Source organism: Amycolatopsis jiangsuensis, from assembly GCF_014204865.1.
Classification (GTDB): Bacteria; Actinomycetota; Actinomycetes; order Mycobacteriales; family Pseudonocardiaceae; genus Amycolatopsis; species Amycolatopsis jiangsuensis.
The window spans coordinates 7905763-7931122 of the sequence record NZ_JACHMG010000001.1 but is presented as its reverse complement, the minus strand read 5'-3'; the positions used below and the strand labels follow the sequence as shown (position 1 = coordinate 7931122).

24 protein-coding genes and 2 pseudogenes are annotated in these 25360 nt (G+C 70.7%); 11 read left to right on the top strand and 15 right to left on the bottom strand.

The window, feature by feature from the left end; genetic code table 11:
• Positions 1-76 precede the first annotated feature (76 nt).
• The gene (locus BJY18_RS35605; RefSeq protein WP_184784200.1) at positions 77-784 is read left to right on the top strand and encodes a PP2C family protein-serine/threonine phosphatase; all 708 of its coding nucleotides are present in this window, start codon (positions 77-79) and stop codon (positions 782-784) included.
• Between the two features lie 57 nt (positions 785-841).
• Here BJY18_RS35605 and BJY18_RS35600 read toward each other — a convergent pair whose 3' ends face one another.
• Together BJY18_RS35600 and BJY18_RS37900 are read right to left on the bottom strand one after the other, a co-directional pair.
• A complete protein-coding gene (locus tag BJY18_RS35600) occupies positions 842-1261 on the bottom strand; it encodes a hypothetical protein (RefSeq protein WP_184784199.1) in 420 nt (139 codons plus the stop codon).
• The gene (locus BJY18_RS37900) at positions 1258-1452 is read right to left on the bottom strand and encodes an HC3 family zinc finger protein (RefSeq protein WP_184784198.1); all 195 of its coding nucleotides are present in this window, start codon (positions 1450-1452) and stop codon (positions 1258-1260) included. The genes BJY18_RS35600 and BJY18_RS37900 overlap by 4 nt, the downstream gene beginning before the upstream one ends.
• Before the next feature lie 244 nt (positions 1453-1696).
• Here BJY18_RS37900 and BJY18_RS35590 point away from each other — a divergent pair.
• The 3 genes and pseudogenes from BJY18_RS35590 to BJY18_RS35580 all read left to right on the top strand — a co-directional run.
• Positions 1697-2506, top strand: a pseudogene (locus BJY18_RS35590) (IS630 family transposase); the annotation flags it as partial.
• 223 nt (positions 2507-2729) lie between these two features.
• Positions 2730-3827: an IS110 family RNA-guided transposase gene (locus BJY18_RS35585; RefSeq protein ID WP_184784197.1), complete on the top strand. Its 1098-nt coding sequence runs from the start codon at positions 2730-2732 to the stop codon at positions 3825-3827.
• Between the two features lie 16 nt (positions 3828-3843).
• Positions 3844-4146 (top strand): annotated as a pseudogene (locus tag BJY18_RS35580) (transposase); the annotation flags it as partial.
• On the opposite strand, the gene BJY18_RS35575 reads toward BJY18_RS35580, so the two are convergent.
• The 3 genes from BJY18_RS35575 to BJY18_RS35565 all read right to left on the bottom strand — a co-directional run bounded on the left by BJY18_RS35575 (position 4143) and on the right by BJY18_RS35565 (position 7970).
• Positions 4143-4766 carry a maleylpyruvate isomerase family mycothiol-dependent enzyme gene (locus BJY18_RS35575; protein ID WP_184784196.1) on the bottom strand — a complete coding sequence of 208 codons (624 nt, stop codon included), beginning with the start codon at positions 4764-4766 and terminating at the stop codon, positions 4143-4145. The pseudogene BJY18_RS35580 and the gene BJY18_RS35575 overlap by 4 nt on opposite strands.
• Before the next feature lie 61 nt (positions 4767-4827).
• Positions 4828-7272, bottom strand: a complete 2445-nt coding sequence (locus BJY18_RS35570; RefSeq protein ID WP_246459079.1) for a GH92 family glycosyl hydrolase — start codon at positions 7270-7272, stop codon at positions 4828-4830.
• 95 nt (positions 7273-7367) lie between these two features.
• A complete protein-coding gene (locus tag BJY18_RS35565; protein ID WP_184784195.1) occupies positions 7368-7970 on the bottom strand; it encodes a TetR/AcrR family transcriptional regulator in 603 nt (200 codons plus the stop codon).
• A 137-nt stretch (positions 7971-8107) separates the two neighbouring features.
• Between BJY18_RS35565 and BJY18_RS35560 the strand changes: the two genes are divergently transcribed.
• On the top strand, positions 8108-8725 hold the full coding sequence (locus tag BJY18_RS35560; protein ID WP_184784194.1) for a stage II sporulation protein M: 618 nt from the start codon (positions 8108-8110) through the stop codon (positions 8723-8725).
• A gap of 57 nt (positions 8726-8782) precedes the next feature.
• On the opposite strand, the gene BJY18_RS35555 is transcribed toward BJY18_RS35560, so the two are convergent.
• The 3 genes from BJY18_RS35555 to BJY18_RS35545 all read right to left on the bottom strand — a co-directional run bounded on the left by BJY18_RS35555 (position 8783) and on the right by BJY18_RS35545 (position 12004).
• Positions 8783-10039 (bottom strand): coiled-coil domain-containing protein, encoded by a 1257-nt coding sequence (locus tag BJY18_RS35555; RefSeq protein ID WP_184784193.1) that lies wholly within the window; start codon positions 10037-10039, stop codon positions 8783-8785.
• 214 nt (positions 10040-10253) lie between these two features.
• Complete coding sequence (locus tag BJY18_RS35550; protein WP_184784192.1) at positions 10254-11027, bottom strand: hypothetical protein; 774 nt, start codon at positions 11025-11027, stop codon at positions 10254-10256.
• A 131-nt stretch (positions 11028-11158) separates the two neighbouring features.
• Positions 11159-12004, bottom strand: coding sequence for a helix-turn-helix transcriptional regulator (locus BJY18_RS35545; RefSeq protein WP_184784191.1), 846 nt, complete (start codon positions 12002-12004; stop codon positions 11159-11161).
• Between the two features lie 100 nt (positions 12005-12104).
• On the opposite strand from BJY18_RS35545, the gene BJY18_RS35540 reads away from it, so the two are divergent.
• A complete protein-coding gene (locus BJY18_RS35540; RefSeq protein WP_184784190.1) occupies positions 12105-12869 on the top strand; it encodes an SDR family oxidoreductase in 765 nt (254 codons plus the stop codon).
• A 1-nt stretch (position 12870) separates the two neighbouring features.
• Here the strand turns inward: BJY18_RS35540 and BJY18_RS35535 are convergent, their stop codons facing one another.
• Positions 12871-14331: an amidohydrolase gene (locus BJY18_RS35535; RefSeq protein ID WP_184784189.1), complete on the bottom strand. Its 1461-nt coding sequence runs from the start codon at positions 14329-14331 to the stop codon at positions 12871-12873.
• A 254-nt stretch (positions 14332-14585) separates the two neighbouring features.
• Positions 14586-15737: an ROK family transcriptional regulator gene (locus BJY18_RS35530; protein ID WP_184784188.1), complete on the bottom strand. Its 1152-nt coding sequence runs from the start codon at positions 15735-15737 to the stop codon at positions 14586-14588.
• 76 nt (positions 15738-15813) lie between these two features.
• On the opposite strand from BJY18_RS35530, the gene xylA reads away from it, so the two are divergent.
• Both xylA and aspS read left to right on the top strand, forming a co-directional pair.
• A complete protein-coding gene (xylA, locus tag BJY18_RS35525) occupies positions 15814-16962 on the top strand; it encodes a xylose isomerase (RefSeq protein ID WP_184784187.1) in 1149 nt (382 codons plus the stop codon).
• A gap of 347 nt (positions 16963-17309) precedes the next feature.
• Positions 17310-18746, top strand: a complete 1437-nt coding sequence (aspS, locus tag BJY18_RS35515) for an aspartate--tRNA(Asn) ligase (protein ID WP_246459077.1) — start codon at positions 17310-17312, stop codon at positions 18744-18746.
• 30 nt (positions 18747-18776) lie between these two features.
• Here aspS and BJY18_RS35510 read toward each other — a convergent pair whose 3' ends face one another.
• Positions 18777-19229, bottom strand: a complete 453-nt coding sequence (locus BJY18_RS35510; protein ID WP_184784186.1) for a MarR family winged helix-turn-helix transcriptional regulator — start codon at positions 19227-19229, stop codon at positions 18777-18779.
• Between the two features lie 154 nt (positions 19230-19383).
• Here BJY18_RS35510 and BJY18_RS35505 point away from each other — a divergent pair, with 154 nt between their 5' ends.
• Positions 19384-20154, top strand: a complete 771-nt coding sequence (locus BJY18_RS35505) for an SDR family NAD(P)-dependent oxidoreductase (RefSeq protein ID WP_184784185.1) — start codon at positions 19384-19386, stop codon at positions 20152-20154.
• Between the two features lie 25 nt (positions 20155-20179).
• Positions 20180-21013 (top strand): aldo/keto reductase, encoded by an 834-nt coding sequence (locus tag BJY18_RS35500; protein WP_184784184.1) that lies wholly within the window; start codon positions 20180-20182, stop codon positions 21011-21013.
• 10 nt (positions 21014-21023) lie between these two features.
• On the opposite strand, the gene BJY18_RS35495 is transcribed toward BJY18_RS35500, so the two are convergent.
• Positions 21024-21851, bottom strand: coding sequence for an SAM-dependent methyltransferase (locus tag BJY18_RS35495; protein ID WP_246459076.1), 828 nt, complete (start codon positions 21849-21851; stop codon positions 21024-21026).
• Between the two features lie 163 nt (positions 21852-22014).
• On the opposite strand from BJY18_RS35495, the gene map reads away from it, so the two are divergent.
• The gene (gene map, locus BJY18_RS35490) at positions 22015-22794 is read left to right on the top strand and encodes a type I methionyl aminopeptidase (RefSeq protein ID WP_184784183.1); all 780 of its coding nucleotides are present in this window, start codon (positions 22015-22017) and stop codon (positions 22792-22794) included.
• Between the two features lie 9 nt (positions 22795-22803).
• Here the strand turns inward: map and BJY18_RS35485 are convergent, their stop codons facing one another.
• The 3 genes from BJY18_RS35485 to BJY18_RS35475 form a co-directional block, all read right to left on the bottom strand.
• On the bottom strand, positions 22804-22977 hold the full coding sequence (locus BJY18_RS35485; protein WP_184784182.1) for a hypothetical protein: 174 nt from the start codon (positions 22975-22977) through the stop codon (positions 22804-22806).
• Between the two features lie 71 nt (positions 22978-23048).
• Positions 23049-23609, bottom strand: coding sequence for a type 1 glutamine amidotransferase domain-containing protein (locus BJY18_RS35480; RefSeq protein WP_184784181.1), 561 nt, complete (start codon positions 23607-23609; stop codon positions 23049-23051).
• A 60-nt stretch (positions 23610-23669) separates the two neighbouring features.
• Positions 23670-25205, bottom strand: coding sequence for a SpoIIE family protein phosphatase (locus BJY18_RS35475; protein ID WP_184784180.1), 1536 nt, complete (start codon positions 25203-25205; stop codon positions 23670-23672).
• Between the last annotated feature and the right edge of the window lie 155 nt (positions 25206-25360).

Genomic DNA, 25360 nt, shown 5'->3' with positions numbered 1-25360 from the left:
AGGCTGTTCCCAGGAACGAAGCGCATTCTGGACGCAGACGAAGGGTTACCTGTCAGACGAAGTCCGGGAGGTCGTCATGGCCGGATATCCACAGTGGCACACCGCGAGCGAGCAGGGTCCGCGGGCGCGCAACGCCGACGCGGTGAGTGCGTACGCCGCGGCCGGTGCCCCCGGCATCACCTTCGCGCTGGCCGACGGGGTCGGGGACGATCCCGGCGCCGGCCGGGCCGCGCAGACCGCGGCGGCCGCCGCCGCGCGTACTCCGGTGGCGGACGGGCCGGTCACCGCGATCCTCAACGCCCAGCAGGCGCTGCGGAAGCTGGGCGGCACCGGTGACGCGGTGCTGGTGGTCGCGATGCCGTTCACGGGTGGCTACCGGATCGCCTGGGTGGGCGACGCCCGTGCGTACGGCTGGGACGGCAGCATGATCCGCAAGCTCACCGAGGACCACACCATGGCCGAGTACTTCCGCACGCGCCGGCAGCCGTACTCGCCGCGGATGGAGCACGTGGTCACCACGAGCGTGCGCACCACGACCGCGCCGGAGATCGGCACCACGGAGGTGGTCGGCGGCGGTCTCCTGCTCACCAGTGACGGCGTGCACAAGGTCCTTCCCCCGGCCACGATCGACGGGATCCTGGCCGATCCGTCCCGTGCCGCCGCCACCCTCGTCTCGACCGCCATCGCCATGGGCGGCCACGACAACGCGACCGCGCTGTTCGTGGAACCGCCGGAGGTGGACGTGGCCGCGATCGTCACCGAACCGTTCCCGACGGCTGCCTGACACCGCACGGCAGGCCTCGCGTGCGGTTCCCGGCGCCGCGGAGCGGAGGACCGCCGGTCACGCCTGCCGTACGGGATCGTGCCGGGTGCGGCAGGCCGGGCACAGTTCGTGCCGCGCGGTGCGGTCGTCCGGATCGCGTCCGTAGAACGGGAAACAGGCCGCGCCGCACAACGCGAGGAAGATCGGCCCGCACCGCAGTGGCCGCGGGCCGACCTGGTGGGCGAGGCCGAGCGCGCGCCGCCGGGCGCCGGCCTCCGGGAGCCAGCCGTGCGCGGGCAGTGTGGCGAGCACCTTCGCGTTCAGCTCGTCCGCCCGCGCGACCAGCGCACCGCCCAGGTCGAGCAATCGCTCACCGAGATCGCGGACCGCGTCCGGCCTCGGCGCCTCCTCGTCGACCGCGCGGGCCAGGAACGCCAGATCCGTGGCCAGCGAGGCCTGCAGGTCGCGGATCCGTTCCAGCAACCGGAGATCGGTCATGTCCGGCTCAGCCACACGGCGTTGCACTCGGCGCACGTCGGATCGAACCAATGTCCGCCGAGCTGCGGCACATCGCCGCGCGCCACGGTGACTTCCGCGCCGCACAAGGCGACGAAGGTCTCGTCGGGCCGCGGCGGGAACGGCCCTTCCAGAGCGTGCCGCTTTCCCTCCGCCTGCTGCCATCGGAACACCGGAATCCCTCCCCTGTGGTGTGGGAGCCCATTCCGGATGTCCTCCGATGCTGACGCAAGTCCCCGGTCCGGGTGAAGCCGCGGTTCCCGGAAATCCCCGCCATCGCAGGGGTTTCCGAGCCGGGCACCCGGGCGGGACAGCGGTTTTCCCGGGCCGGGTGTCACCGGCTGTCGACACGGGTGGGATCCGGGGCACGCTAGTGTCCTGCGCCTGAAATCCTATGACTAAGTCTAGTGTGGGTGGATGGCGCGTAGTGGGCGGCCGGTGGCCGAGGTGGTGTTGACCGCTGAGGAGCGGGAGACGTTGTTGCGGTGGTCGCGGCGGGCAAAGTCGGCGCAGGCGTTGGCGGTGCGGTGTCGGATTGTGCTGGCGTGCGCGGAAGGCCTGTCCCATATCGAGATCGCTGCCAGGTTGGGTGTGCATCGGACGATGGTGGGCAAGTGGCGATCTCGGTTCGTGGCTGACCGGCTTGACGGGCTGTTGGATGAGCAGCGCCCGGGTCGGCCGCCGTTGATCACCGTCGATCAGGTCGAAGAGGTGATCGTGGCGACGTTGGAGCAGACCCCGCGCAACGCCACGCATTGGTCACGAGCGTCAATGGCGGAGAAGTCCGGGTTGAGCAAGTCGACTGTCGGGCGGATCTGGCGCGATTTTGGGCTGAAGCCGCATCGGGCGGAGACGTTCAAGCTCTCCACAGATCCGTTGTTCGTGGAGAAGGTCGTCGATGTCGTTGGCCTGTATCACAATCCGCCAGAGCGGGCGGTGGTGTTGTGCGTGGACGAGAAAAGCCAGATCCAGGCGCTGGACCGATCCCAGCCGGTGCTGCCGATGATGCCCGGCATCCCTGAGCGCCGTTCCCACGACTATGTGCGACACGGCATCACCAGCCTCTTCGCCGCGTTCAACATCGCCGACGGCACCGTGATCGGTGAGCTGCACCGCCAGCATCGGGCCGGCGAGTTCAAGAAGTTCCTGGTCACGATCGATAAGACGGTGCCGGCGGAGTTGGGCGTGCACCTGGTCTGCGACAACTGTGAGAATGATCAGGTGCCGTCCCGGGCCACGGTTTGCCCCGTGTGACAACCGGCCGTGGTGGCTTTCTGTAGATCTGGCGGCCTTGGTCCGGGGCGGTGCTTGCTGCCGCTGGACCGGCGGGGCGTGTCCCGATAGGGGCCTTGCCGTTAACAGGGCACCATCACAGTTCTGACCGCCTCCACCGGCCCAGCGACGGCCATCCGTTCCGAGCCAGGTCAGGAGACAGACAACCGTGCCCAGCATGCCCCACCCAGCCCTGCCCAGCCAAGGCGACAACACCGCCGACGACGTCGTTCTCGATGTGGACACTCATAAGGATCGGCACGTCGCGGCAGTGATCACCGTGCTGGGCGCGTTGGTGGGTAGTGAGACGTTCCCGGCGACGTCGGCCGGCTATCGACAGTTGCTGGCGTGGGCACGCACGTTCGGCACGCCTCGGCGAGCCGGAGTGGAATGCACTGGGTCCTACGGCGCGGCGCTGGCTCGACACCTGGGCGCCGAGGGCGTGCAGGTGATCGAGGTCAACCAGCCGGACAAGGCCACCCGCCGCCGACGCGGCAAAACCGACTCCATCGACGCGGAAGCAGCCGCCCGCGCCGTACTCTCCGGCCGGGCGACCGGAAGCATGAAGACCGGCGACGGCCCGGTGGAGATGCTGCGCATGTTCAAGCTGGCCAAGGCATCCGCCATCAAAGCCCGGACACAGACGATCAACCAGCTCAAGGCGGTGCTCATCGCCGCCGACCCGGCGTTGCGCGAGACACTGTCCGGTCTGAGCAACCCCACGCTCTTCCGCCGCTGCACGGAACTTCCATCGACCACACCCAGCGACGTGACCAGCGCAGCGGTCTACACACTTCGGCTGCTGGCCTGCCGGATCCGCGCGCTGACCGTGGAGATCCGCGACTTGGAGCACCGGATTACCGATACCGTCACCCAGCACACCCCAGCGCTGCTGGAACGTCCCGGAATCGGCCCCGACAGCGCGGCAGCCCTGCTTGTCACGGCCGGGGACAACCCGGACCGTCTGCGCAGCGAGGCGTCTTTCGCAGCCCTGTGCGGAGCCAGCCCCATCGAGGCGTCCTCAGGTAAGACCCAACGACGCCGTCTCAACCGCGGCGGCGACCGCCAGGCAAATGCCGCCCTCTACCGCATCGCGCTCTCTCGCCTGCGCTGGGACCAGCGCACCCAGGACTACCTTGACCGACGTGCCGCTGAAGGCAGGACCCGCCGCGAAACCATCCGCTGCCTCAAACGCTATATCGCACGGGAAATCTACTACCTGATCACCAACCCGACGCCTACGTCGAGCAGGCAGCCACAGTCCAGCGCCGCTTGACATCCATAGGGGCATCTACGGCACTCACAAGACCCCGGAGATCCGTGCGTGGCTGGCCAAGCACCCGCGGTTCCACATGCACTTCACCCCGACCGGCTCCTCCTGGATCAACCAGGTCGAACGCTGGTTCGGCTTCCTCGCCGACCAGCAGATCCGACGCGGTGTCCACAAAAGCGTCCAGGCCCTGGAGAAAGACATACGTTCCTGGATCACCGACTGGAACACTCACCCCAGGCCATTCCTCTGGACCAAGACCGCCGAAGAGATCCTCGACTCACTCACACGGTTTTGTCAGCGAATTTCAGGCGCAGGACACTAGTCCCGGGTGCGGGACACCAGCAGCTCCAGCCCCGGTCCGGCCAGGTCCGTGGTCGCCGCACGGCGGCCGGCCAGTGCCAGCAGGACGGCTTCGGCCGGGCCGCGGACCTCGGCGCCCCGGCCGGCGGACCAGTCCAGGTCCGTGGCGACCGCGCGCAGGCCGGGCAGCCGGCGGGCGGCGCCGACCGGTATCGCGAACAGCAGGACCCGCAGGGCGGCGTACAGGCGTTCGGGCGGGATGGTGCGCGGCAGCCCGAGCGGGCGCCGGATGTCCTGCTGGTGGATCAGCCCGTCGAGGAACCCGATCATGCCGCCGAACGCGGCGGTCAGCCCGCGCGGCTGCGGATTGCGCCGCAGGACGGCGACGAGGTCCTCCGGCGGCCGGGCGCGGTACTCCTCGTGCCCCAGTGCGTTCGCCCGGTCCAGGGACAGCTTCCCCCTGGCGAACCGGCGGACGAGGCCGCGGGCGCCGATCTCGTCGTAGCTCACCACATGGGCCACGACGTCGCGCACCGTCCACCCGGTGCACAGCGTCGGCTCGGCCCACTGCTGCGGGCGCAGGGTGTCCAGGAAATCCGCGAAGTCGGCACGTTCCTCGCGGGCGAAGCGGCGCAGGTCCACAGCAGGCCTCCTTGCGGTTGTCGGTGGCGGGCCGATCGTAGGACCCGCCACCGACAGTTCCTCAGGACCGCGCGAGCGCGGGCGGCGCGGCCCCGGTGCCCCACGCCGTCGGCCGGTCGGACAGCCGCACGTGGATCGTGCCGGAGCGCAGCAGGTCACGGTGCGACAGCCAGCTCTGCCGCACCGGTCCGCGCCGGGTGTCCACTGCGGACACGTACTGGAACTTCGAAGCGTCCGCGCCGGGCGCCTCGATGGTCACCGGACGGCCGTGCGCCGGCCGGATCTCGACCTTCTCGAACATCGGCGCACTGATCAGGTACCTGCCCGACCCCGGCTGCGCCTCGAACACGCCTGCCATCGAGAACACCAGCCAGGACGAGACCGTGCCCAGGTCGTCGTTACCGGGCATGCCATACGGGGTGTCGGTGAACAGGGTGCGAGCGGCGCGCAGCACCGCGGAGGTCTTCCACGGCGCCCCGGTCCAGGCGTACATCCACGGGGCGTGCAGATCCGGTTCGTTGTTCGGATTGAAGGCGAAGTTGTTGTGGTAGTCGTAGGCTCCGTGCACCCACGATTCGGCTGCCGCCTTCGCCGGATCGGTCAGCAGCAGGGGCAGGTCGAAGAAGGTGTCCAGCCGTTGCTGCGCCTTCGCCGGGCCGCCCATCAACCCGAGCAATGTGTCCGGGTCCTGCTGGCCCAGCCACTGGTACTGCCATGGCGTGCCCTCGTGGAAGCCGATCGACTTCGCCGGGTCCGGATCGCCCACAGCGGTGCCGTCCGCGTCTTTCGAGCGCGGGAATCCGGTGAACTCGTGCGAGGTCACGCCGGTGTCCCACAGCTTCGCGAAGTTGTCGCAGCGCCGCGCGAGCGTGGCCGCCTTGTCCCGGTAGCCGAGCCCACCGGCCATTGTGGACAGCGCACAGTCGGCGAGCGAGTACTCGAGCGTGGCCGAACCGGCCTGCCGGCTGTCGCCGTAGGTGTAGCCGGGCAGGTCCTGGTAGCCGACCCAGCCGTTCTTCGTGTAAGTCGGGTTGCCGTCCCTGCCGCGGAAGAGCGACTGGTCGGCGGGGACTTTGGTGGCGTTCTTCCACAGCACGTCGAACAGCCGGCGGGCGGTGCGGTCGTCGAGCAGGCCACGGACGTAGTTGTCCACCACCCACGGCGTGACCGGATCGCCGCTCATCACGTTCGTCTCGCTGGTCGCCAGGGCCCAGCGCGGCACCCAGCCGCCGTCCTCGGCGATCCGCAGCACCGACTTCGTCATGTCCGCGGCCCTGTCCGGATGCAGGAGCGCGACCAGCTGGTTCTGCGCGCGGTAGGTGTCCCACAGGGAGAACATCTGGTAGTACGTCGAATCCGTGCGGTGCACCCGGTCGTCCAGTCCGCGGTAGCGATTGTCCACATCGGACCCGATCGACGGGTGCAGCAGCGAGCGGTACAGCGCGCTGTAGTAGGTGCGCTGATCCGCGGTGGTACCGCCGGCGACCCGCATCCGGTTCAGCTCGCCGCGCCAGGTGTCGTGCGCGGACCGGCGCGCCCGGTCGAACGACCGGGGCTGCTCGGCGGCCCGGTTGAGCCGGGCGCCACCGATCGAGGTGTAGGACAGGCCGACGGACGCGCCGACCTGGTCCCCGCCTGCCGGGTCGAAGGTGAGCCACGCACCGGTCCGTTCGCTGCCGCGGGTCGCGTCCCGCTGCCCGGCGGTCAGCTGCCCGTCCGTCCAGGTGCCGAAGCCGGCGAACGTGCGGTCGAACTTGGCGCTGAAGAAGATCCGGTACCGCTCCTTGCCGGTCTCCCCGCAGAAGTTGCCGCCCTGCAGCCAGCCCTCGACGGTGTCGTCGCCGACCACGTGCACGTCCCCGGCGTAGGTGCTGCCGTTGGACTGGCCGACCTCGATCAGCACGTTCTGCGGCCCGGAGCCCGACGGGTAGGTGTAGCGGTGCTGCCCGGTGCGCTGCGTCGCGGCCAGCTCGGCCCGGATGCCGTCGTCCAGCTCGACGCCGTAGTAGCCGGGCGCGCGGGTTTCCGCGGCATGGCTGAACTTCGCGGCGTACTGCGCCGGATCGGACGAGGTGACCGCACCGGTGGTGGGCATGAACCGGAAGTTGCCCATCGTCTGGCAGCCGACGCCGGACAGGTGCGTGTGGCTGAACCCGAGAATGGTGTTCTGCGCATAGTCGTAGGAGGCGTACTTGTTCAGCTGCGTGTCCGGGCTGAGCTGCACCATTCCGAACGGCGTGGTGGCGCCGGGGAAGGTGGTCCCGTCGCCGTTGTTGCCGATCGAGGTGTCGACCAGCGTGGCCGGATCGGCGGCGAACCGTGCCGGGGCAGCGGAGGCGGCGTCGGGAGTGCTGGCGCCGGAAGCTGTTGTGCCAGAAATGCGAGCGCCGTAGGTACGGGTGCCGGGAGCAGTGGTGCCGGAAGCCGTGGCGCCGGGGGTGAGCAGGCCGGCCGTGGTGATCGAGGCGAGCACCAGGCCGGCGAAGACGCGTCTCCGCGTTCGCATTGCGTTCCTCTCATCGTGACAACGTTGTCAACCATCCGGATTCCCTGATCCTCGCCGGAGCGGTGTCCAGCGTCAATCCGCCGTGAGCCGGGCCGTCAGTACGGCGAGGTGAGAACGTGGTCGACGGCCGCGTGGAGTGTTTCGGTCTCGGTTGCCAGGATCGAGTTCTCGGAGGGCAGCGATCTCGCGATCGACAGTCCGTTGAGGACGGTCACGAGGAATCTGGCACGCCGGGCGTTGTCGCCCTCGGCGAGGCTGCCTTCGTCGCGCAGGACGGTCAGCCAGTACTCCACACGGCGGTGCGCTTCGCGGTCGATGGCGAGATACGCCGCGCGATTCTCGTCGGTCGGTTCCGGTTCGATGTAGGCGGTGAAAACCTCGCGCCAGGCCGCTCGCGCCTGATCGCCCACACCGGCCAGCGTGAGCACCTGCCGCAGGCAGTCGATCAGCCGGTCCCGGGCCGGTGCGGTCCGGTCGTGGATCCGATCGCCGGGGCTGACCGCGTCGTAGATGCCGGCGAGCACGGCGTCCTGCAGGGCGCGCTGGGTCGGGAAGTGGTACCGGAGCGAGCCGGTGCTCACCCCGGCCCGCGCCGCGACCGCCCGCACGCTGAGCCGAGCCCCCTGATCCTCACCGAACATCGCCATGGCCGCCCGCAGAACCTTGTCCCGGCTACTGGCACCGGTCTCCTCGGTCATCGTCACCACCTCCGTCAACACACTGTACTAGCACACTGTGATACCGTCCTGCCGATCTCAGTAACACAGTGTGTTAGTCGCGGTGCCGAGCCGGCCGGCATCCGGCCATCCGACCCGAGAAACGGACGTGAATCCCCATGCACCTGCTCCGCAGGCCGTTCCAGATCATCCGCGCCGACCTCCGGGCCTACCTGCTGGTCAACCTCTTCGTCTACGGAATGCTGGTCCTCGGGCTGGTGCTGGGGCTGCTGTTCCCGGACCTGCATGCCGCCAGGGCAGGCTCGTTCGCCGGCGGCTCGGGCGGATCGCTCGTCAACTCCGTGGTCGGCAACGGCTGGCTGTTCGCGACGGTCATCTTCCTCGTCAACGTGTTCCCGACCGCGCTGCTGCTCATCACCCTGCCGTCGCTGGCGATTCCGTTCGCCGGACTCGCGGTCTTCGCGGTCAAAACGGTCGACTTGGGAGTCACCCTCGCCCCGGTCGACGCGACCTCGCGGCTGACCCTCATCCCGCACTCACTCACGTTGCTCATCGAGTTCCAGGCGTACGCACTCGTGATGTTCGGTGCTTACCTGCTCGGCCGCTCCTGGCTGCGGCCGGCGACCGCCGGCGCCCCGACGCGCCGCCAGGGATACGTGCGCGGGCTGTCCCGGCTCGGCTGGCTCTGGATCCCAGCGCTCGTGCTCTTCGTCATCGGTGCCGCCTACGAAGCCCTCGAGATCTACTTCCTGGTGCCGCTGGTGCTCGGTGGCTGAACGCCGATCACCCCGTCCGCGCGGACTGCGGACGGGGTGATCGGTGCAGCGGCGCGGTCAGTCCCGCTTGGAGTGGCGCCCGTAGACCGCGGCCGCACCGCCGGCGGCCAGCAGTGCCGCGGCGCCACCGAGCAGCCAGGAAAGCTCGTCCCCCGGCAGAGCTCCGGTCTGGGCGAGCTGGGAATAGGTCACCGGACGGCTCGTCTTGCCTCCGCCGGCCGTGGTGATCACGTGGCGCACGGCGGACTGGCTCACCGGCACGGTGGTGACGGCCTGCGGAGTGGTGGTGACGGAGTGGCCCGTCTGGCCGTTTCCGGTACCCGGCGACTGGGTGCCGTTCGCCGGGATGATCGGGCACACCACCGCGTCCAGTGCTTTCTGTGCGTCGGCGAGGTCCGCGGTCAGGCCGGCGACGGTTTCGCGCAACGCGAGCACCTTCTTGTACGCCTCCTGGCCGGCCGCCTTGATGGACTCGATCTCGGCGAGTGCCGTCTGGTACTGCGGGTGAAGCTTCTTGCCGAGCGCGGTATCCGCGGCGATCGCGCGCTCTGCGTCCCGGACCGCGGCGGCGGCCGCGCCTCGGGTGGCGCTCGCCTGGTCGAACGCCTCCTGCGCGGCGGTCACCGCGTCGAGCAACGCTTGGTCCTTGTCGATGTGTCCCTGCTGCGTGGCTTGCGACGCCGGGCCGTAGTGCTTCATGTCGGCTTCAGCGGTGGCGAGGGACGCGCGAGCGGCCTCGGCGGCAGCGTGCGCGGCCTCCATGGCGGCGGTGTCACCGGCGTCCTTGGCCTTGCGGTAGAGCTTCTGCTGCTTCTCGATCTCGTCCTTCGCGGCTTCGGCGCGCCGGTTCGCGGCGGCGTACTTGGTTTTGAACGCGGCGATGTAGCCCTGGCGAAGAGCGATGTCGTCGACTGCCCCTGCTGCGGCATTCTTCGCGTCCCGCAACGCCGCCGCGGCAGTTCCTCGTTTCACGGTGGCCTGCTCGAAAGCAGCCTGCAGACCCGGCAACGCCTGCTGGTGGGCGATCTTGTCCACGCTCGCGGCACGGACTTGCGCGCCGAGGTTGTCCGCGATCTTCTGCTGGGCATTCTTGTCGGCGTTCAGTGAACGCACAGCGGCTTCGGCTTCGCCGAGCCTGGACTGCGCGTCGGCGAGCGCGGACCGGGCCTGGTCCAGCACGGCCTGGGCATCCGTCTGCTCCGCGCAACTCGACGGGGTCGACGGGGTGCTCACGGCGGGCTCGGCGGCGTTGGCGACACCCGCGCCGCTCATGAGGACAGCAGCTGCCGCAACGGGAATAGCGATCGTGCGCATGGATTGTGCTCCCTGGTCCGGGGATGAACTCATCAGGAACAGTCGATTACTGTCCGACACCAACCGCGCCGTCAGGTGGAGGTGTTTCGTCCTTATCCCAGCGCAGAGGCCCTTGCGGAAGTCACCCTGCGCTACGGAGTCGGGAGTGGACAGAAAACTGTTACAGGCCTCGCCGCGTCCGCCCGGGCGGCTTCACGCTCGCCGGGTCACGGTGTCACCGTGCTGCGTCGGCCTCGCAGGTTCCCACGCACCGCACGGCGATCGTGGTGTTCAGCGTGTTGCCGGGCCCGGAGACCAGCCCGGTGATCAGCCGGTCGAGATTCTCGTGACCGCGGCAGCCGGAGAACGGCGGGATGGCGAAGGTGGTCGTCATCTTCGTCGGCGGCGCCGTGGGCTGCAGGCCGATCACGCCCTTCAGGCGGATCTCCACCGGCGCGGCGGTGCGGCAGTCCTCGCCGAGGTCGAGCACCCGTCCGTCCACTGTGGCCTCGCTGAGCCTGATGTCGACCCGCAGGGTCAGGTCGGCAATCACCGACAGGTAGCTGTTGCCGTCCGGGAATGGCCGTTGCGCCACCTCGCCGGCATCGCCCGGGTTCTTCAGCAGAAGGCCGCCCTGCGGGCCGTCCGGGACCAGTTCGACGGTGCTGGTCGCCGGCATGAAGCGGAACGCGACGAAGTAGGCGTCCGGCGTCGGCGGCAGGGAAAGCGTCCCGGACAACGACGCGGTGGCGGCATCCACGTTGGCGTCGAAGGTGCCGTCGGTCAGCGCGAGGTCCGACTGGAGCTTCGCGATGTGGGACACGGTGTCCCGGACGTAGTAGGAAGCCGGGATACCGGCCGCGGCCACGGCGGGCGGCGGTGCTTCCGAAGACGGTGCTGCCGAAGGTGGCCCGGCAGGAGCCGCGGCAGCGGAGCCGAACAGCACGCTGAACACGGGCACGGTCGCGATCGCCACGGCACGCACGACGCGGCGCGTCTTCGGCCCCATCCGATCACGTCCTCCGGTACTGGACTTTTCCCGGAAGTTAAGGACTTCCGCGGCGGGCCGCAACCCACCGCGGAATCGTTGTCAGGGCGGGAACAGCCGCGACCGGCGAAAGTTGTCAGCCCGGCACCCGGTCAGCGGGCCTGCTCGAACCTCTGGTGCCCGAGCACTCCCAGCAGCTGAATCTTCTCGAACGCCTCGGTACGCGGCGGCGCGGTCAGCACCAGCAACGCCTGCGACTGGTCCTCGGTGAACAACACCTGGCAGTCCACCTCGATGTCGCCGAGCTCCGGATGGACGAGCACCTTGTGGTCCTCGAAGCGTTTCGCGACCTCGTGCCGCTCCCACAGCTGCGCGAACTCCGGGCTCTCCAGGCACAACGCGCGCACCAGCTCCCCCGCACGCGACTGCGGCCCGCGCGAACCGTGGGTCACCCGCAGGTTCGCCACGAGCGCGCGGCCCTGCCGCGCACGGTCGTGCTCGGGGTAGACGAGCCGTTCCCGCGGATCAGTGAACCAGCGGTAGATTTCGGCGCGGGCGAGCCCGGTGTACTGCGACCGATCGCCATAGAGAGCGGTGGCCAGCCGGTTCTGCACCAGCGTCTCGCCGAGATCGGACAGGATCAGCGCGGGGGTGTCCGAAAGCCGGTCCAGCACCCGCAGCAACGCCGGCGCCACGTGCGTGGCCACCGCCGCCGGTGAGGGCGCGTTGCGGCCCGCGACCCGGAACAGGTAGTCCCGCTCGTCGCCGCTCAACCGCAGCGCGCGGGCCAGCGCGGCCAGCATCTGCTCGCTCGGCTGCGGACCGCGCTGCTGCTCCAGCCGCGTGTAATAGTCGGTGGACATCGCCGCCAGCGCGGCGACCTCCTCCCGCCGCAGCCCGTGGGCGCGCCTGCGGGCTCCCGGCGGCAAGCCGACGTCCTCCGGCCGCAGCTGCTCCCTGCGGCGGCGCAGGAACGCCGCCAGTTCGCCTCGGTCCATCCCGCCAGTATCCGCGCCGGTCACGGCAGCGGCCAGGGATCGCCGATCCCCCGATGAGCGCTCTCTGCCGCCGGCGCCGCGCGGACCCGAGACTCGAAGCATGGACATCAGCGGAAACACCATCTTCATCCCCGGCTCGACCAGCGGCATCGGCCTGGCCCTCGCGCTCGAACTGCAGGCCAAGGGCAACACCGTGATCATCGGCGGACGGCGCACCGCACTGCTGGAGCGGCTCGCCGCCGAACACCCCGGCCTCGACACCGTCGAGATCGACACCGCCGACGCGGCGAGCATCCAGGCCGCGGCCAAGGAGGTGCTGGCCAAGCATCCCGACCTGAACGTGCTGGTCGCGATGGCGGGCATCATGCGGGTCGAGGACTGGCACCGGCCGGAGTCGTTCCTGGAGTCCGCGGAAGCGGTCGTCACCACCAACGTGCTCGGCCCGATCCGGTTGATCGCCGCGTTCGTGGAACACCTGCGGACCCGGCCGGACGCGACCATCCTGACGGTGTCCTCCGGGCTGGCCTTCACGCCGCTGAAGGTCACCCCGAGCTACAACGCCTCGAAGGCGGCCATCCACATGCTCAGCGAATCGGTGCGGCTGCAGCTGGCCGACACCTCGGTGAAGATCGTCGAGCTCGAGCCGCCGGCCGTGCGGACCGCGCTGCTGCCCGGCCAGGAGGAGAGCGAGTTCGCGATGCCGCTGGACGAGTTCGTGTCGGAGGTGATGACCCTGCTGGAAACCCGTCCGGACGCCCGCGAGATCCAGGTCGAGCGCGTGAAGTTCCTGCGCTACGGCGAGGCACGCGGCGACTACGACCAGGTCGTGGCGGCCTTGAACGCGGCCGACCCGCACGGCGACTGACTCACGCGACGTACACCGGGTTCCCGCCGACAATCGTCGCGGACACCGGCAGGTCGCGCAGCTCCGCCGCGGACAGGCCACTCGGATCGGCCGCCGTGAGCACCAGGTCGGCCACGTCGCCGGCCGCGACGCCCCGGCGGCCGCCCGAGGCCGCGGCCAGCGCGTCCGCCAGTGGGATGGCCTGCTCCGGATGCCACGGCGGCCGGTCGTCGTCGGTGCGCTCCACCGCGGCGGCGATCCCGTCCCACGGGTCCAGCGGGGCGACCGGTGCGTCCGAGCCGATTTCCAAGCGGGCACCCGATTCCAGCAGCGCGCGGTAGGGGTAGGCCCGCTCGGTGCGTCCGTACCAGTGCCGGTCGGCGACGTCCCGGTCGTCGGGCTGGTGCGCCGGCTGCACGCTCGCCACCAGGCCCAGCGCGGCGAACCGCGGCACGTCCTCGGGACGCAGCAGCTGGGCGTGCTCGATCCGGCCCGCGCACCCGACCTCGGCGAACGCGTCGAGGGCGATGGTGTTGGCCCGGTCGCCGATGGCGTGCACGGCCGGGTCCAGCCCGTGGCCGGCGGCGCGGCGCATCAGCGCCACCAGCTCCTCCGGCGGCAGCTCCAGCGACCCCGCCCCGCCCGACCCGGGATAGGGATCGTGACAGTAGGCGGTGCGGGTGTTCAGCGAACCGTCGACGAACAGCTTGAACGGACCCACCGTCAGCAGTCCGTGCCCGGCTTCGAGGAGGTCGCCGGTACGGTGCCCGCGTTCGATGGTCTGCTCCAGCAGATACCGCGCGATCACACAGGAAACCCGGATCAGCGGCGGCTTTTCGGCGGCCCGCCGGGTCCAGTCCGCGACGGTGTCGGCGTATTCGTAGTCGGCCACTGCGGTCACCCCGCGCGCGGCCGCCGCGGCGAGCGCTTCGGCGACCCAGCCGTCCTGCACCTCCACCGGCGCGGACGGCAGCGCCGCGGTGGCGCTCATGCAGTCGTTCTCCACCAGCACGCCGGTCGGATGGTCCAGCCCGATCACCCGCAACGCCGCCGGGCTCAGCCACAGCGTGTGCAGATCGGCGCCGAACAACGCCACCGCCCGGCCGGGCAGCGCCCGCTCCAGCAGGTCCTTGTGCGGCTGGTCCGGCCACAGCCCGTCCCGGAATCCCGCGCCGACGACCAGCTCCTGCGACCGTTCCGGCGCGGCGAGCAGCCGCTCCATCAGCAACTCCACCGCCCCGACCGCCGAACGCGCGGCGCCCAGCGCGATCCGGCGCCGGAACCCGGCCCACTGCAGCAGATGGGCATGGGCGTCGACCAGCCCGGGAAGCACCGTGCCGCCGTGCCCGTCGAGCACCCGGGCGGCGAAGCCGGACCCGGCACCGGGCTCCTCGACGGCCGTCACCACGCCGTCGTGCACCCGCACATCGGCGAGCGGTCCCCGCACTCCGACCCGCACCCGGCGGAGCAGAAGATCATCCATCCACCCAGCTTGCCAGTTCGACCCCGTTCGGGTGAACCGGGTGCAGAGGGCGGAATCCGGGGTATCCCGATGCTGTTGGAAGGAGTACAAGGCAGCCGTCGCCCGCCGAAGGGTCAGGGCCGGTCAGGAGCGCCGCCTTCACAAGCCGCGCAGGGTTCGACTCCCTCGGTTGCCGCCGAACCGACTCCGCGCCTGCGGAGCCCGCAGTGTCCGTGATGGTCACTGTCCTTTGTGGTATCAGGTCAGTTTTCCGTTCAGTGCGGCAGGAAATCGGCCGGGTCGGCCAGAATGCGGTGGATGGTGCGGCCCGCGGCGCCCAGGGTGGCGGCGGAGGCGCCCAGCGTGGAGGAGCTCAGCACCGGCACCGAGCCGCGGAGCGAGGCCAGCCGTGCGGTCAGCACGGCCTCCGCAGGCGGGGCCAGCCACGGGAAGAGCGGACCGAACACCCCGCCAAGGACGATGCGGTCCAGATCCAGCAGGTTGACCGCCGAAGTCAGTGCGAGGCCGAGGGCTTCGGCGGCCGCGTCGGCCGCGGCGAGGGCCGTGCGGTCGTCCGCCTCGAGCGCGGCAACGAGGGCGGGCAGGTCCGGCTGCCCGCCCGCGGCGAGCAGAGCTTCTTGTCCCGCATAGGTTTCCAGGCAACCCCGGGCGCCGCAGCGGCAGTCGGGGCCGGTCGCGGAAACCAGCACGTGCCCCAACTCGCCGGACAGGCCGCGCGCACCGCGGAAGAGCTCCGAGCCGACCACCAGTCCGGCACCGATGCCGATTTCCCCGGAGACATAGAGGAAATCCGGTGCACCGGCACCGAACCACAGCTCCCCCAGCGCACCCAGGTTCGCCTCGTTCTCCAGCGCGACCGGCACCGGCAGGTCGAGCAGCTCCGCCGCTCGCACGTCCCGCCAGCCGAGGTTCGGGGCGCTGGCGAGCACCCCGCCGGCGACCGGACCGGAGACCGCCAGCACTGCCCCGGCCACGGTCAGCCCGGCCGCCCGCGCTTCGGCGAGCGCGACCTCGGCGAGGTCCTGCACCGCCCGCAGCACCACCTCCGGAGCCCGGCCACGGTTGTCCCGGTCGACACGGCGGGAAAACCGCACCGCACCGGAAAGATCGAGCACATCGGCGGCGAGATAGTCCACGTTGACCTCGAGCCCGAGCGACGCCATCCGCGCACCGCTGAGCGCGACGGAGACCCCCGGCCGGCCGCGCTCCCCCACCCGCGTGGGACCCGTCTCCGCGAGAAACCCGGCCTCGACGAGATCCCCGACCAGCTTGGACACCGTGGACTTGGTCAGCCCGGTCCGTTCCGCCAGTGCGGCTCTGGTCAGCGGGCCGCCGCGGCTCACCTCGCCGAGCACCAGCCCGAGGTTGCGCGCGCGCATCGCGTCGTGGCGCACCGGCTGCGTCATCGCGACCTCCCTCTTGACGGACCGGCCCGGCAGCCGGATATTTAGTCTACAACGTGAACTAAATGAAGGGACAGTCATGGACGACTACGCCCCCACCCCGGCCGACAAGTTCACCTTCGGCCTGTGGACCGTGGGCTGGCCGGCTTCCGACCCGTTCGGCGTGGCCACCCGCCCGGCGCTGGATCCGGTCGAGAGCGTGCACCGGCTGGCCGAGCTGGGTGCCTACGGGGTGACGTTCCACGACGACGACCTGCTCGCCACCGAACCCGACCGGGCCACCGCCGTCGCGAAGTTCAAGAAGGCGCTGAGCGCGACCGGCCTGAAGGTGCCGATGGCCACGACGAACCTGTTCAGCCATCCGGTCTTCAAGGACGGCGGTCTCACCAGCAACGACCGCGACATCCGCCGGTACGCGCTGACCAAGGTCCGGCGCAATCTGGACCTGGCCGCGGAGCTGGGCGCGCGGACCTACGTGGTGTGGGGCGGCCGCGAGGGTGCCGAGTCGGACGCGGCGAAGGACGTGCGGGCCGCGCTCGCGCGGTACAAGGAGGGCCTCGACCTCCTTGCCGACTACGTCGTTTCGCAGGGCTACGACCTGCGGTTCGCGCTCGAGCCCAAGCCGAACGAACCACGCGGCGACCTGCTGCTGCCCACGATCGGGCACGCGCTCGGCTTCATCTCGCAGCTGGCGCGGCCCGACCTGTTCGGGCTCAACCCGGAGGTCGGCCACGAGCAGATGGCCGGGCTGAACTTCGTGCACGGCGTCGCGCAGGCACTCTGGCAGGGCAAGCTGTTCCACCTCGACCTCAACGGCCAGCACGGCCCGAAGTACGACCAGGACCTGATTTTCGGGCACGGCGACCTGACCAGCGCGTTCTTCCTGGTCGACCTGCTGGAGCACGGCGGCTACGACGGACCGCGGCACTACGACTACAAGCCGCTGCGCACCGAGGATCCCGAGGACGTCTGGGTGTCCGCGGCGGCGAACATGCGGACGTACCTGATCCTGCGGGAGAAGGCCCGCGCGTTCCGGGCGGATCCGGAGGTGACCGAGGCGCTGGCCGCCTCACGGGTGCCCGACCTGGCCACGCCCACCCTCGCCGAGGGCGAGACGCTCGACGACCTGGCGGCCGAGGACTTCGACGTGGAGGCCGCGGGCAAGCGCGGATACCACTTCACCCGGCTCAACCAGCTGGCGCTGGAGCATCTGCTCGGCGTCCGCTGATCCCCGTGCCCGGCCCCGGCTTCCGCTGCGGCGGAGGCCGGGACCGTCGGCGAAAATCCCGCGACGGCGCCGCACGCGGCGGGTTATCGTCGCCGGCAACACGTCGACGGAGACGAGTAGCGCGAGGCGGGTGCGGGGGACAGAGAGCTGCCGCCGCTGAGAAGGCAGCGCCGCGGCCACGCGTGAAGACACTCCCGAGTGCGGGGAGGAAATGCCCCGCCGGCCAGCCACCGTGATCGGGCCCGAACGAGGCCGCCGGCGCGCCCGGCGGCAAAGGTGCGGTGGTACCGCGAGTTCCCTTCTCGCCCGCACCCCCAAGGGGTCGCCGAGTGCGCTCAGGAGAACCGATGAGTACCCGCACCCTGGTGGCCTGCCTGCGTGACCACGTGGGCGCCACCGTGACCGTCGCCGGCTGGATACACCGCCGGCGCGTGCTGAAATCCGTGACGTTCCTGGTGATCCGGGACCGCTCCGGCACCGCGCAGGCGGTGTTCCGGGAGACCCCGGCATCGGCCGCGAGCCGGGAACCCACGGCCGGTGCGTCACCCGGCGGCGGGGAAACCGCCGCGCAGCCGAGGCTCGACGGCAGCCACACTGCAGCGCGCCCGGGCTTTGTCACCGAGGAAACCGGGGCACGCCCCACCCTCACCCCGGCACCATCCACCTCCGCCACCGGCCGGCGCACGACGTCACCGGCCGGCCTCGCCGAGGAGACCGTGGTGCGGCTGACCGGCCGGGTCACGGCCAATCCCCGCGCACCGCACGGGGTGGAGCTGGCCGACCCGGAGCTGGAGGTGCTGTCCGTTCCCGCGTGGCGGGCGCCGTTCGACCTCTACCGGCCCGAGGTTCCGGCCGCCTTGCCCACGGTGCTGGACCATCCCGCCTTCGCGTTGCGGCACCCGTTGCTGCGCAAGCGTTTCGAGGTTTCCGCGGCGAGTGTCGCAGCTTTCCGGCGGGCACTCGACCGGCGCGGCTTCACCGAGATCCACACCCCGAAGATCGTCGCCACGGCCACCGAATCCGGCGCGAACCTGTTCCGCCTCGACTACTTCGGCAGGCCGGCCTATCTCGCGCAGTCCCCGCAGTTCTTCAAACAGGCCATGGTCGGCGTGTTCGAGCGGGTGTACGAGACCGGGCCGGTGTTCCGGGCCGAACCGCACGACACCGCCAGGCACCTCGCGCAGTACACGAGCCTGGACGCCGAATTCGGCTTCATCACCGACCACCGCGACGTGATGGCGCTGCTGCGCGAGGTCGTCGCCGAGATGGCGGACGCGGCCGGACCGGACGCGCCGTCCGTGCCGGCCGAAATCCCGAGCCTGGATTTCGTTGCGGCACAGGAACTTCTCGCCCGGCACACGGACACCGACCCGCGGGGTGAACCGGACCTCGCGCCCGCGCACGAACGCTGGCTGGGCGAATGGGCCGAGCGCGAGCACGGTTCGGCGTTCCTGTTCGTGACCGGCTATCCGATGGCGAAACGGCCCTTCTACACCGAGCCCGACCCGGCGGATCCGGCCCGCTCGAACAGTTTCGACCTGCTGTTCCGCGGGGTCGAGCTGGTGACCGGCGGTCAGCGGCGGCACCGCTACGCCGACTACCACGCGGTGCTCGGCGACGCGGCCGGGCAGTACGCCGACTACCTCGACGCCTTCGCCCACGGCATGCCGCCACACGGCGGGTTCGCCATCGGCCTCGAACGCTGGGTCGCGCGGGTACTCGGCGTGCCGAACGTACGCGGCACCACGCTCTTCCCCCGCGACCTGCACCGGCTGCGCCCCTGAGCCGCCGACCACTGCAGATCCGCGGCGGGACTACTTCGGTGTGAAGGAAAGGGAGCCGAGGGCCGAGACCAGGGGGGCCAGCTCGGGCAGCTCCGCGGCGCCGGCGAGGGCCGTGGCCAGCACCTCGTCGTGGGTGGGCCGGGCGGCGGCGAGCAGCTGCTGCCCGGTCTCGGTCACCTCGGTGTAGATGCCGCGCCGGTCGGTCGGGCACAGGTAGCGGGCGAGCAGGCCGCGGTCCTCCAGCCGAGCGACCAGTCTCGTGGTGGCCGACTGGCTCAGCACCACAGCGTTGGCCAGCTGGTTCATCCGCAGGTGGAACCCGTCCTGGCGGGCCAGCACGTCGAGCACCGTGTACTCGCTCACCGACAGCTCGTGGTCACGCTCCAGTGCGCGCTGCAGCCGATCCTCGATCCGCGCGTGCAGCGCGGCCAGCGTGCGCCAGCCCTGTGCGCGAGCCTCGACGGCATCGTCGGCCAGTGACACGTTTCACCCCCTCCTGCGGGGTACCCGCGGTTGCGGGCACCACGACCACACGGCATCATCGGCGTGTGCAAATAAACGCGTGTGCAAGTATTGCTGACGCTGCTAGTTGTCGTGTGTCACTGTACTCGCGAACGTCCGGAGGAGTCCGCATCCGATGAACATCGACCTGACCGGCCGGACCGCGCTGATCACCGGGTCCACGGCCGGAATCGGCGAAGCCACCGCGGAGGCGCTGGCCGGTGCGGGCGCCGACGTGGTGGTCAACGGCCGCAACGCGGACCGCGTCGCCGAGGTGGCGCGACGGCTCGGCGCGCGCGGGATCGCCGCGGACGTCGGCACCGCCGAGGGCGTGGCCGAGCTCGTCGAGCAACTGCCGGACGTGGACGTGCTGGTGAACAACGCCGGGATCTTCTCGCCACAGCCGGTGTTCGAGATCCCGGACGCCGAATGGCAGCGCTTCTACGAGGTCAACGTGCTCTCCGGCGTCCGGCTGGGCCGGCACTACGCGCCGCGGATGGCGCGCAGGGGCTGGGGCCGGGTGATCTTCGTCGCGAGCGATTCCGCGGTGCTCATCCCGACCGAGATGGTCCACTACGGCATGACCAAGACCGCGCAGCTCGCGCTTTCCCGTGGCATGGCTCAGGAACTGGCCGGCACCGGCGTCACGGTGAACAGCGTGCTGCCCGGGCCGACGCTCACCGAGGGCGTCCGCGAGTTCGTGGCCGGGCTCTACCCGGACGTCGACTTCGCCGAGGCCGAACGGCGGTTCCTGAGCAACGACCGGCCGACGTCGCTGCTGCGCCGGCTGATCCGCCCGGCGGAGGTGGCGAACCTGATCACCTACGTCGCCTCCGAACAGGCCGCGGCCACCACCGGCGGCGCACTGCGCACCGACGGCGGGGTCGTACCCACCATCCTGCCCTGATTTCCGTTTCGCAGAAAGGGTTCCCATGACCAGCATCCCCGTGACCAAGCTCGGCAACGGTGTCGAGATGCCGCAGCTCGGGTTCGGCGTGTTCCAGGTGCCGGACGACGAGACGCAGGCCGCGGTGAAGGCCGCGCTCGAAGCCGGCTACCGCAGCATCGACACCGCGAAGGTGTACGGCAACGAGGAAGGCGTCGGCCAGGCGCTGGCCGAGTCCGGCATCGCCCGCGACGAACTGTTCATCACCACCAAGCTGTGGAACGCCGACCAGGGCTACGACGAGACCCTGCGCGCGTTCGACGCCAGCCTCGGACGGCTCGGTCTCGACCAGCTGGACCTGTACCTGATCCACTGGCCGCTGCCCCAGCGCGACAAGTACGTGGCCACCTGGAAGGCGCTGGAGAAGCTGTACGAGGACGGCCGAGTACGCGCCATCGGCGTGTCCAACTTCCAGCCGACCCATCTGCAGCGGCTGCTCGACGAGGGCAGCGTGGCGCCGGTGGTCAACCAGATCGAGCTGCACCCGTACCTCAACCAAGAGGAACTGCGCGCGTTCCACGCCGGGCACGGCATCGCGACCGAAGCGTGGAGTCCACTGGCGAAGGGCGGCGATCTGCTCGCCGACGACACCGTGCGGCAGCTGGCCACCAAACACGGCCGGACCCCGGCGCAGATCGTCATCCGCTGGCACCTGCAGCTGGGCAACGTGGTGATCCCGAAGTCCGTGACGCCTTCGCGCATCGCAGAGAACCTCGATGTCTTCGGCTTCACCCTCGCCGACGAGGACGTGGCCGCGCTGTCCTCGCTCGACCGCGGACTGCGTACCGGACCCGACCCGGACACCTTCGACGCGGGCTGATCCCGCGCGTTCACCGAGTGCGCGCCACGCCACCCAGGCTCAGGAAGTGCTGATCGCTCAACGGAAGCAGCCGCGGGCCTGAGGGCCACCATTCGTGCAGCGGGACGACGCCGGGCTCGAGCAGATCGAGCCCGGCGAACAGCGAGACGATCTCGGCCAGGTCCCGGTGCACGGTGTGCAGCCCGGCCGCGGCCAGCACCTCGCCGATGCGGCAGGCCAGCTCGGCCCGCGCCGGGTCCTCCGGCAGATGATCGTGGGTCAGCAGCACATACGAACCAGGGGCGAGCTGATCGCGGTAGCCGCGGACGACGTACTGCGCGTGCTCGAGGCTTTCCACGTGGTGCAGCACGTCGCACAGCAGTACCGCGACCGGCCGGTCGAAGTCGAGGTACCGGTAGACGACCGGATCTCCCAGCGTGGCACCGGGATCGGTCAGATCGGCACCGCTGACGTGGACGTGGTCGTTCTCCTCCAGCACCGCCCGGCCGTGCACCTGCACCACCGGGTCGTGGTCCACGTAGACGATTTCCGCGCCGGGACGGAACCGCGTCACGATCTGGTGGGTGTTCTCCGCGGCGGGCAGCCCGCAGCCGAGGTCGAGAAACTGGTCCACGCCCCGGCGGGTGGCGAGGTAGCGCAACGTCCGCAGCAGCCACTGCCGCCGTTCGCCGGCCACCTCGCGGGCGGCCGGGGCGACCCGCAGCAACCGGCGCAGCACCGCGCGGTCGCACGCGTAGTGGTCCTGCCCGCCGAGCAGCGCGTCGGACAGCCGGGCAGAACTGGGCCGATCCTGGTCCCAGGACACTGCCGGACCGGGCATCACGTTCCCGCGGACCATCGGCGCCGCCCCTCTCCTCGACAACCGAGGGTACTCGGATAGCCACGCGGGGTGGTCCGAACGGTGGTAACTCCCCCGCCAGGGTCAGCCCGTGGACACCTGCAGGTATCCCGGACGTGCTACGGTTCGGTATAACTATACCGGTACTGGACGCGAGGTTTTCGTGATCGAACTCAAAACGCCCGCGGAGATCGAGCGTATGGGCGTGGCCGGGCGTTTCGTCGCCGAAGTGCTCTCCGAGATCGGCAGGATTGCCGACGTTGGCGTCAACCTCCTGGATCTGGAGCAGCACGCACGGGGGATGATCAAGCGCCGCGGAGCGGATTCGTGCTACTGGGACTACGCGCCGTCCTTCGGCGAAGGCCCGTTCCGCAACGTGATCTGCCTGTCGGTCAACGACGCCGTCCTGCACGGGCTGCCGCACGACTACGTCCTCCGTGACGGCGACGTGCTCACCGCGGACCTCGCGGTCAGCATCGACGGCTGGTCGGCCGATTCGGCCCGCACAGTCATCGTCGGGACCGCCGCCGAAGAGGACCTGCGGATCATCCGCGCCACCGAGGAAGCACTGGAGGCGGCGATCGAGGTCGCCCGCCCTGGCAACCGCATCGGCGACATCTCGGCGGCCATCGGGGCGGTCGCCGGCTCCTACGGCTATCCGGTGAACACCGAGTTCGGCGGACACGGAATCGGCCGCACCATGCACGAGGACCTGCACGTGTCCAACAAGGGCCGGGCAGGTCGCGGCCTGAAGCTCCGCCCGGGACTGACCCTGGCGCTCGAACCGTGGTTCGCCCGCACCACCGACGAGATCGTCTACGACCCCGACGGCTGGACCATCCGCTCGGCCGACGGTTCACGCACGGCGCACTCGGAACACACCATCGCCGTCACCGAGGACGCACCCCTGGTGCTGACGCGGCGCGCGGAGGAAAACCGGTAGGCCGACACGTCACTCGTCCACAGAGGACTCCACGCTGGAGCTGACCGGTCCCGGCGTCTCCCGCGGCCGCTCGTCCGCCCGCTCGCGCCCGGGGTCCCCCACCGGGGCCGCATCCGGCTCCCCGGCAGGGTCCTCGAAGTGTTCCCGGCATCGGCGCCCGTAACGGCGCGAGTGGACAGTCATCGCGTTCCCCCTTCGCACTCCCCCTCAAGGGTCCCGCGCCGGGGCGGATGGCGCCAGCCGATTGCGCGCGCTCAGCCGACCGGGCGGTCGCTCGCGGCGAACGCCTCGACGATCGCCTTCGAGAACGCGGGGAGGTCGTCGGGGTCCCGGCTGGACACGATCCCGTTGTCCCGCACCACTTCCTCGTCCACCACGGTGGCACCCGCGTTGCGGAGATCAGTGCGCACGCTGGGGAACGAGGTCATCCGGCGGCCGCGGACCACGTCCGCCTCCACCAGGGTCCACGGACCGTGGCAGATCACGCCGACCGGTTTGCCCGCACGAACGAAGTCGCCCGCGAACTTGACCGCCGCGGGATCCCGGCGCAGGTTGTCCGGGTTCATCGTGCCCCCGGGCAGCAGCAGCGCGTCGTAATCGCTCGCGGACACCTCCGACACGGCGTGGTCCACCGGGAACCGGTCGCCCTTGTCGATGTCGCCGTTCATGGCCTGGATCTCGCCCGTGGACAGCGAAACGAGGTGGACCTCGGCGCCCGCCTGCCGCACCGCGTCGCGTGGCTGTTCCAGCTCCACCTGCTCGACACCGTCGGCTGCCAGCACGGCCACGCGCCGTCCGCGCAATGTGTCCGTCATCGGTCCTCCATCCGGATCGATCGTCTTCCGAACGCCCGGAGTACCCGCTCGCGCGCCGCTCTACTCCGCGTGGGCGGTGGCCTCGATCGCCAGCACGGCGATGTCGTCATGGCCGGAGTCGCCGAGCCATTCCCGCACGGCCTCGCGCAGCCGCTGCACGACCTCCTGCGCGGGCAGCCCCACACAGTCCTCGAGCACCGTGTACAGGCGTTCGTCGCCGAACAGCTCGGTCGACTCGGTGATGTTGCGGGCTTCGGTCACGCCGTCGGTGTAGAGCAGGCAGACGTCGCCCTCGGACAGCTGCGTGGTCGCCTCGGCGAACCGCGCCTGCGGCGAAATCCCGACGAGTGTGCCGGGCACGCTGATCTCCTCGACTCCACCGCCCCGGCGCAGCACGAGCGGTGCCGGATGCCCGCCGGAGGCGAGGGTGACCTCCAGCCCGGAGTCCGTGGTGGCGACCGAACCGAGCACCAGCGTCGCGAACCGGTTGCTGCCGCCCGCGATGAGCAGCTCGTTCAGCAGCCGCAGCAAGGTCCGGCCGTCCCGTTCGACGAGGTGCAGCGCGGCCAGCGAATGCCGTACCCGCCCGGTGAGCGCGGCGGCCTCGGCACCCTTGCCGCAGATGTCCCCCACCACCACGAAAGCACTGCCGTCGTCACGGGCCAGCACGTCGTAGAAGTCGCCGCCGACCCCGAGCACACCGGCCGCGGGCTCGTACCACAGCTCGAAGTTCGCGCCGTCCATCCGCGCCGGGTCCTGCGGCCGCAGGGTCGTCTCGAGGCCGCGGGTGGCCTCCTCCTGCAGCGCGAACCGGTGCGCGTTCGCCAGCGCCGTACCGGCCGCCGTCGCGAACCCCTCGACCGCCCGTGACTGCGCGGCGCCGAACGGCGGCTCTCCCCGCCGGCCGACCAGCACCGCCCCGGCCACCCCCTCGCCGCCGAGCGAAGCGACCGACACGTCGCTGTGCGCCCGGAACTGCTCCGCGACCACCTGCGGCAACGCCGCGACCTCGCTGCCGGGCACCGCACGGGCCTCCGGGCGGCCGGCCGCGGCGAACGCCCCGGCCAGCACCGGCGCCGCCTGCGCGGGCACCCGCCGGATCCGGCCGTGCCCCGGCGCCGCGGCGCCACCGCTGCTCCACCACTCCCAGCGGCCACGGGTCGTGGGCAGCAGCACGAAAACGCAGTCGCCGAGCGCGGACGCGGCGAGTTCCGCGATCAGCCGCGCGGTGCCGTGCCGGCCGCGCGCGGCCGCGAGCCGGGGACCGACCTCGGCGAGGAACTCCTCCGGACGGCGACGGCCGCCGTCCGGCACCGTCCAGGCCTGCCAGCCGTCGGGCAGCGCGCCGATCCGGGCGGGCCGCAGCACCCCGCCGGCATCGACCTTCCCGGTGGTTTCCGTCACGTCCACGAACTCCGGGACGGCGCCCGCGGCCAGCCGCTCCCCCGCCGAATTGGCCCATCGCAGGACCCCGTCGGGGTCACGCACGAACACCGGATCGCGCACGTCGTCCAGCACCGCACGCCAGAATCCGGCGTGCTCGGGCAGCTCGGCGCCGGGTGGCAGAGCCGAGGCCGGGGCGGGCCGTGACACCATGCACGAACCTCCTGCCTCCGGGTCGACCTTCCGGTCCTGGTCCTTCAAGGGTCCTTCAAGGTTGGCACAGCGTGCGCGGGCGGACTGGCTCGAAGTGTAGGGCGAACCGTGGCACGCTGGGTCGACGACCATGGCTGGCACAGGCGTCGTGGGAA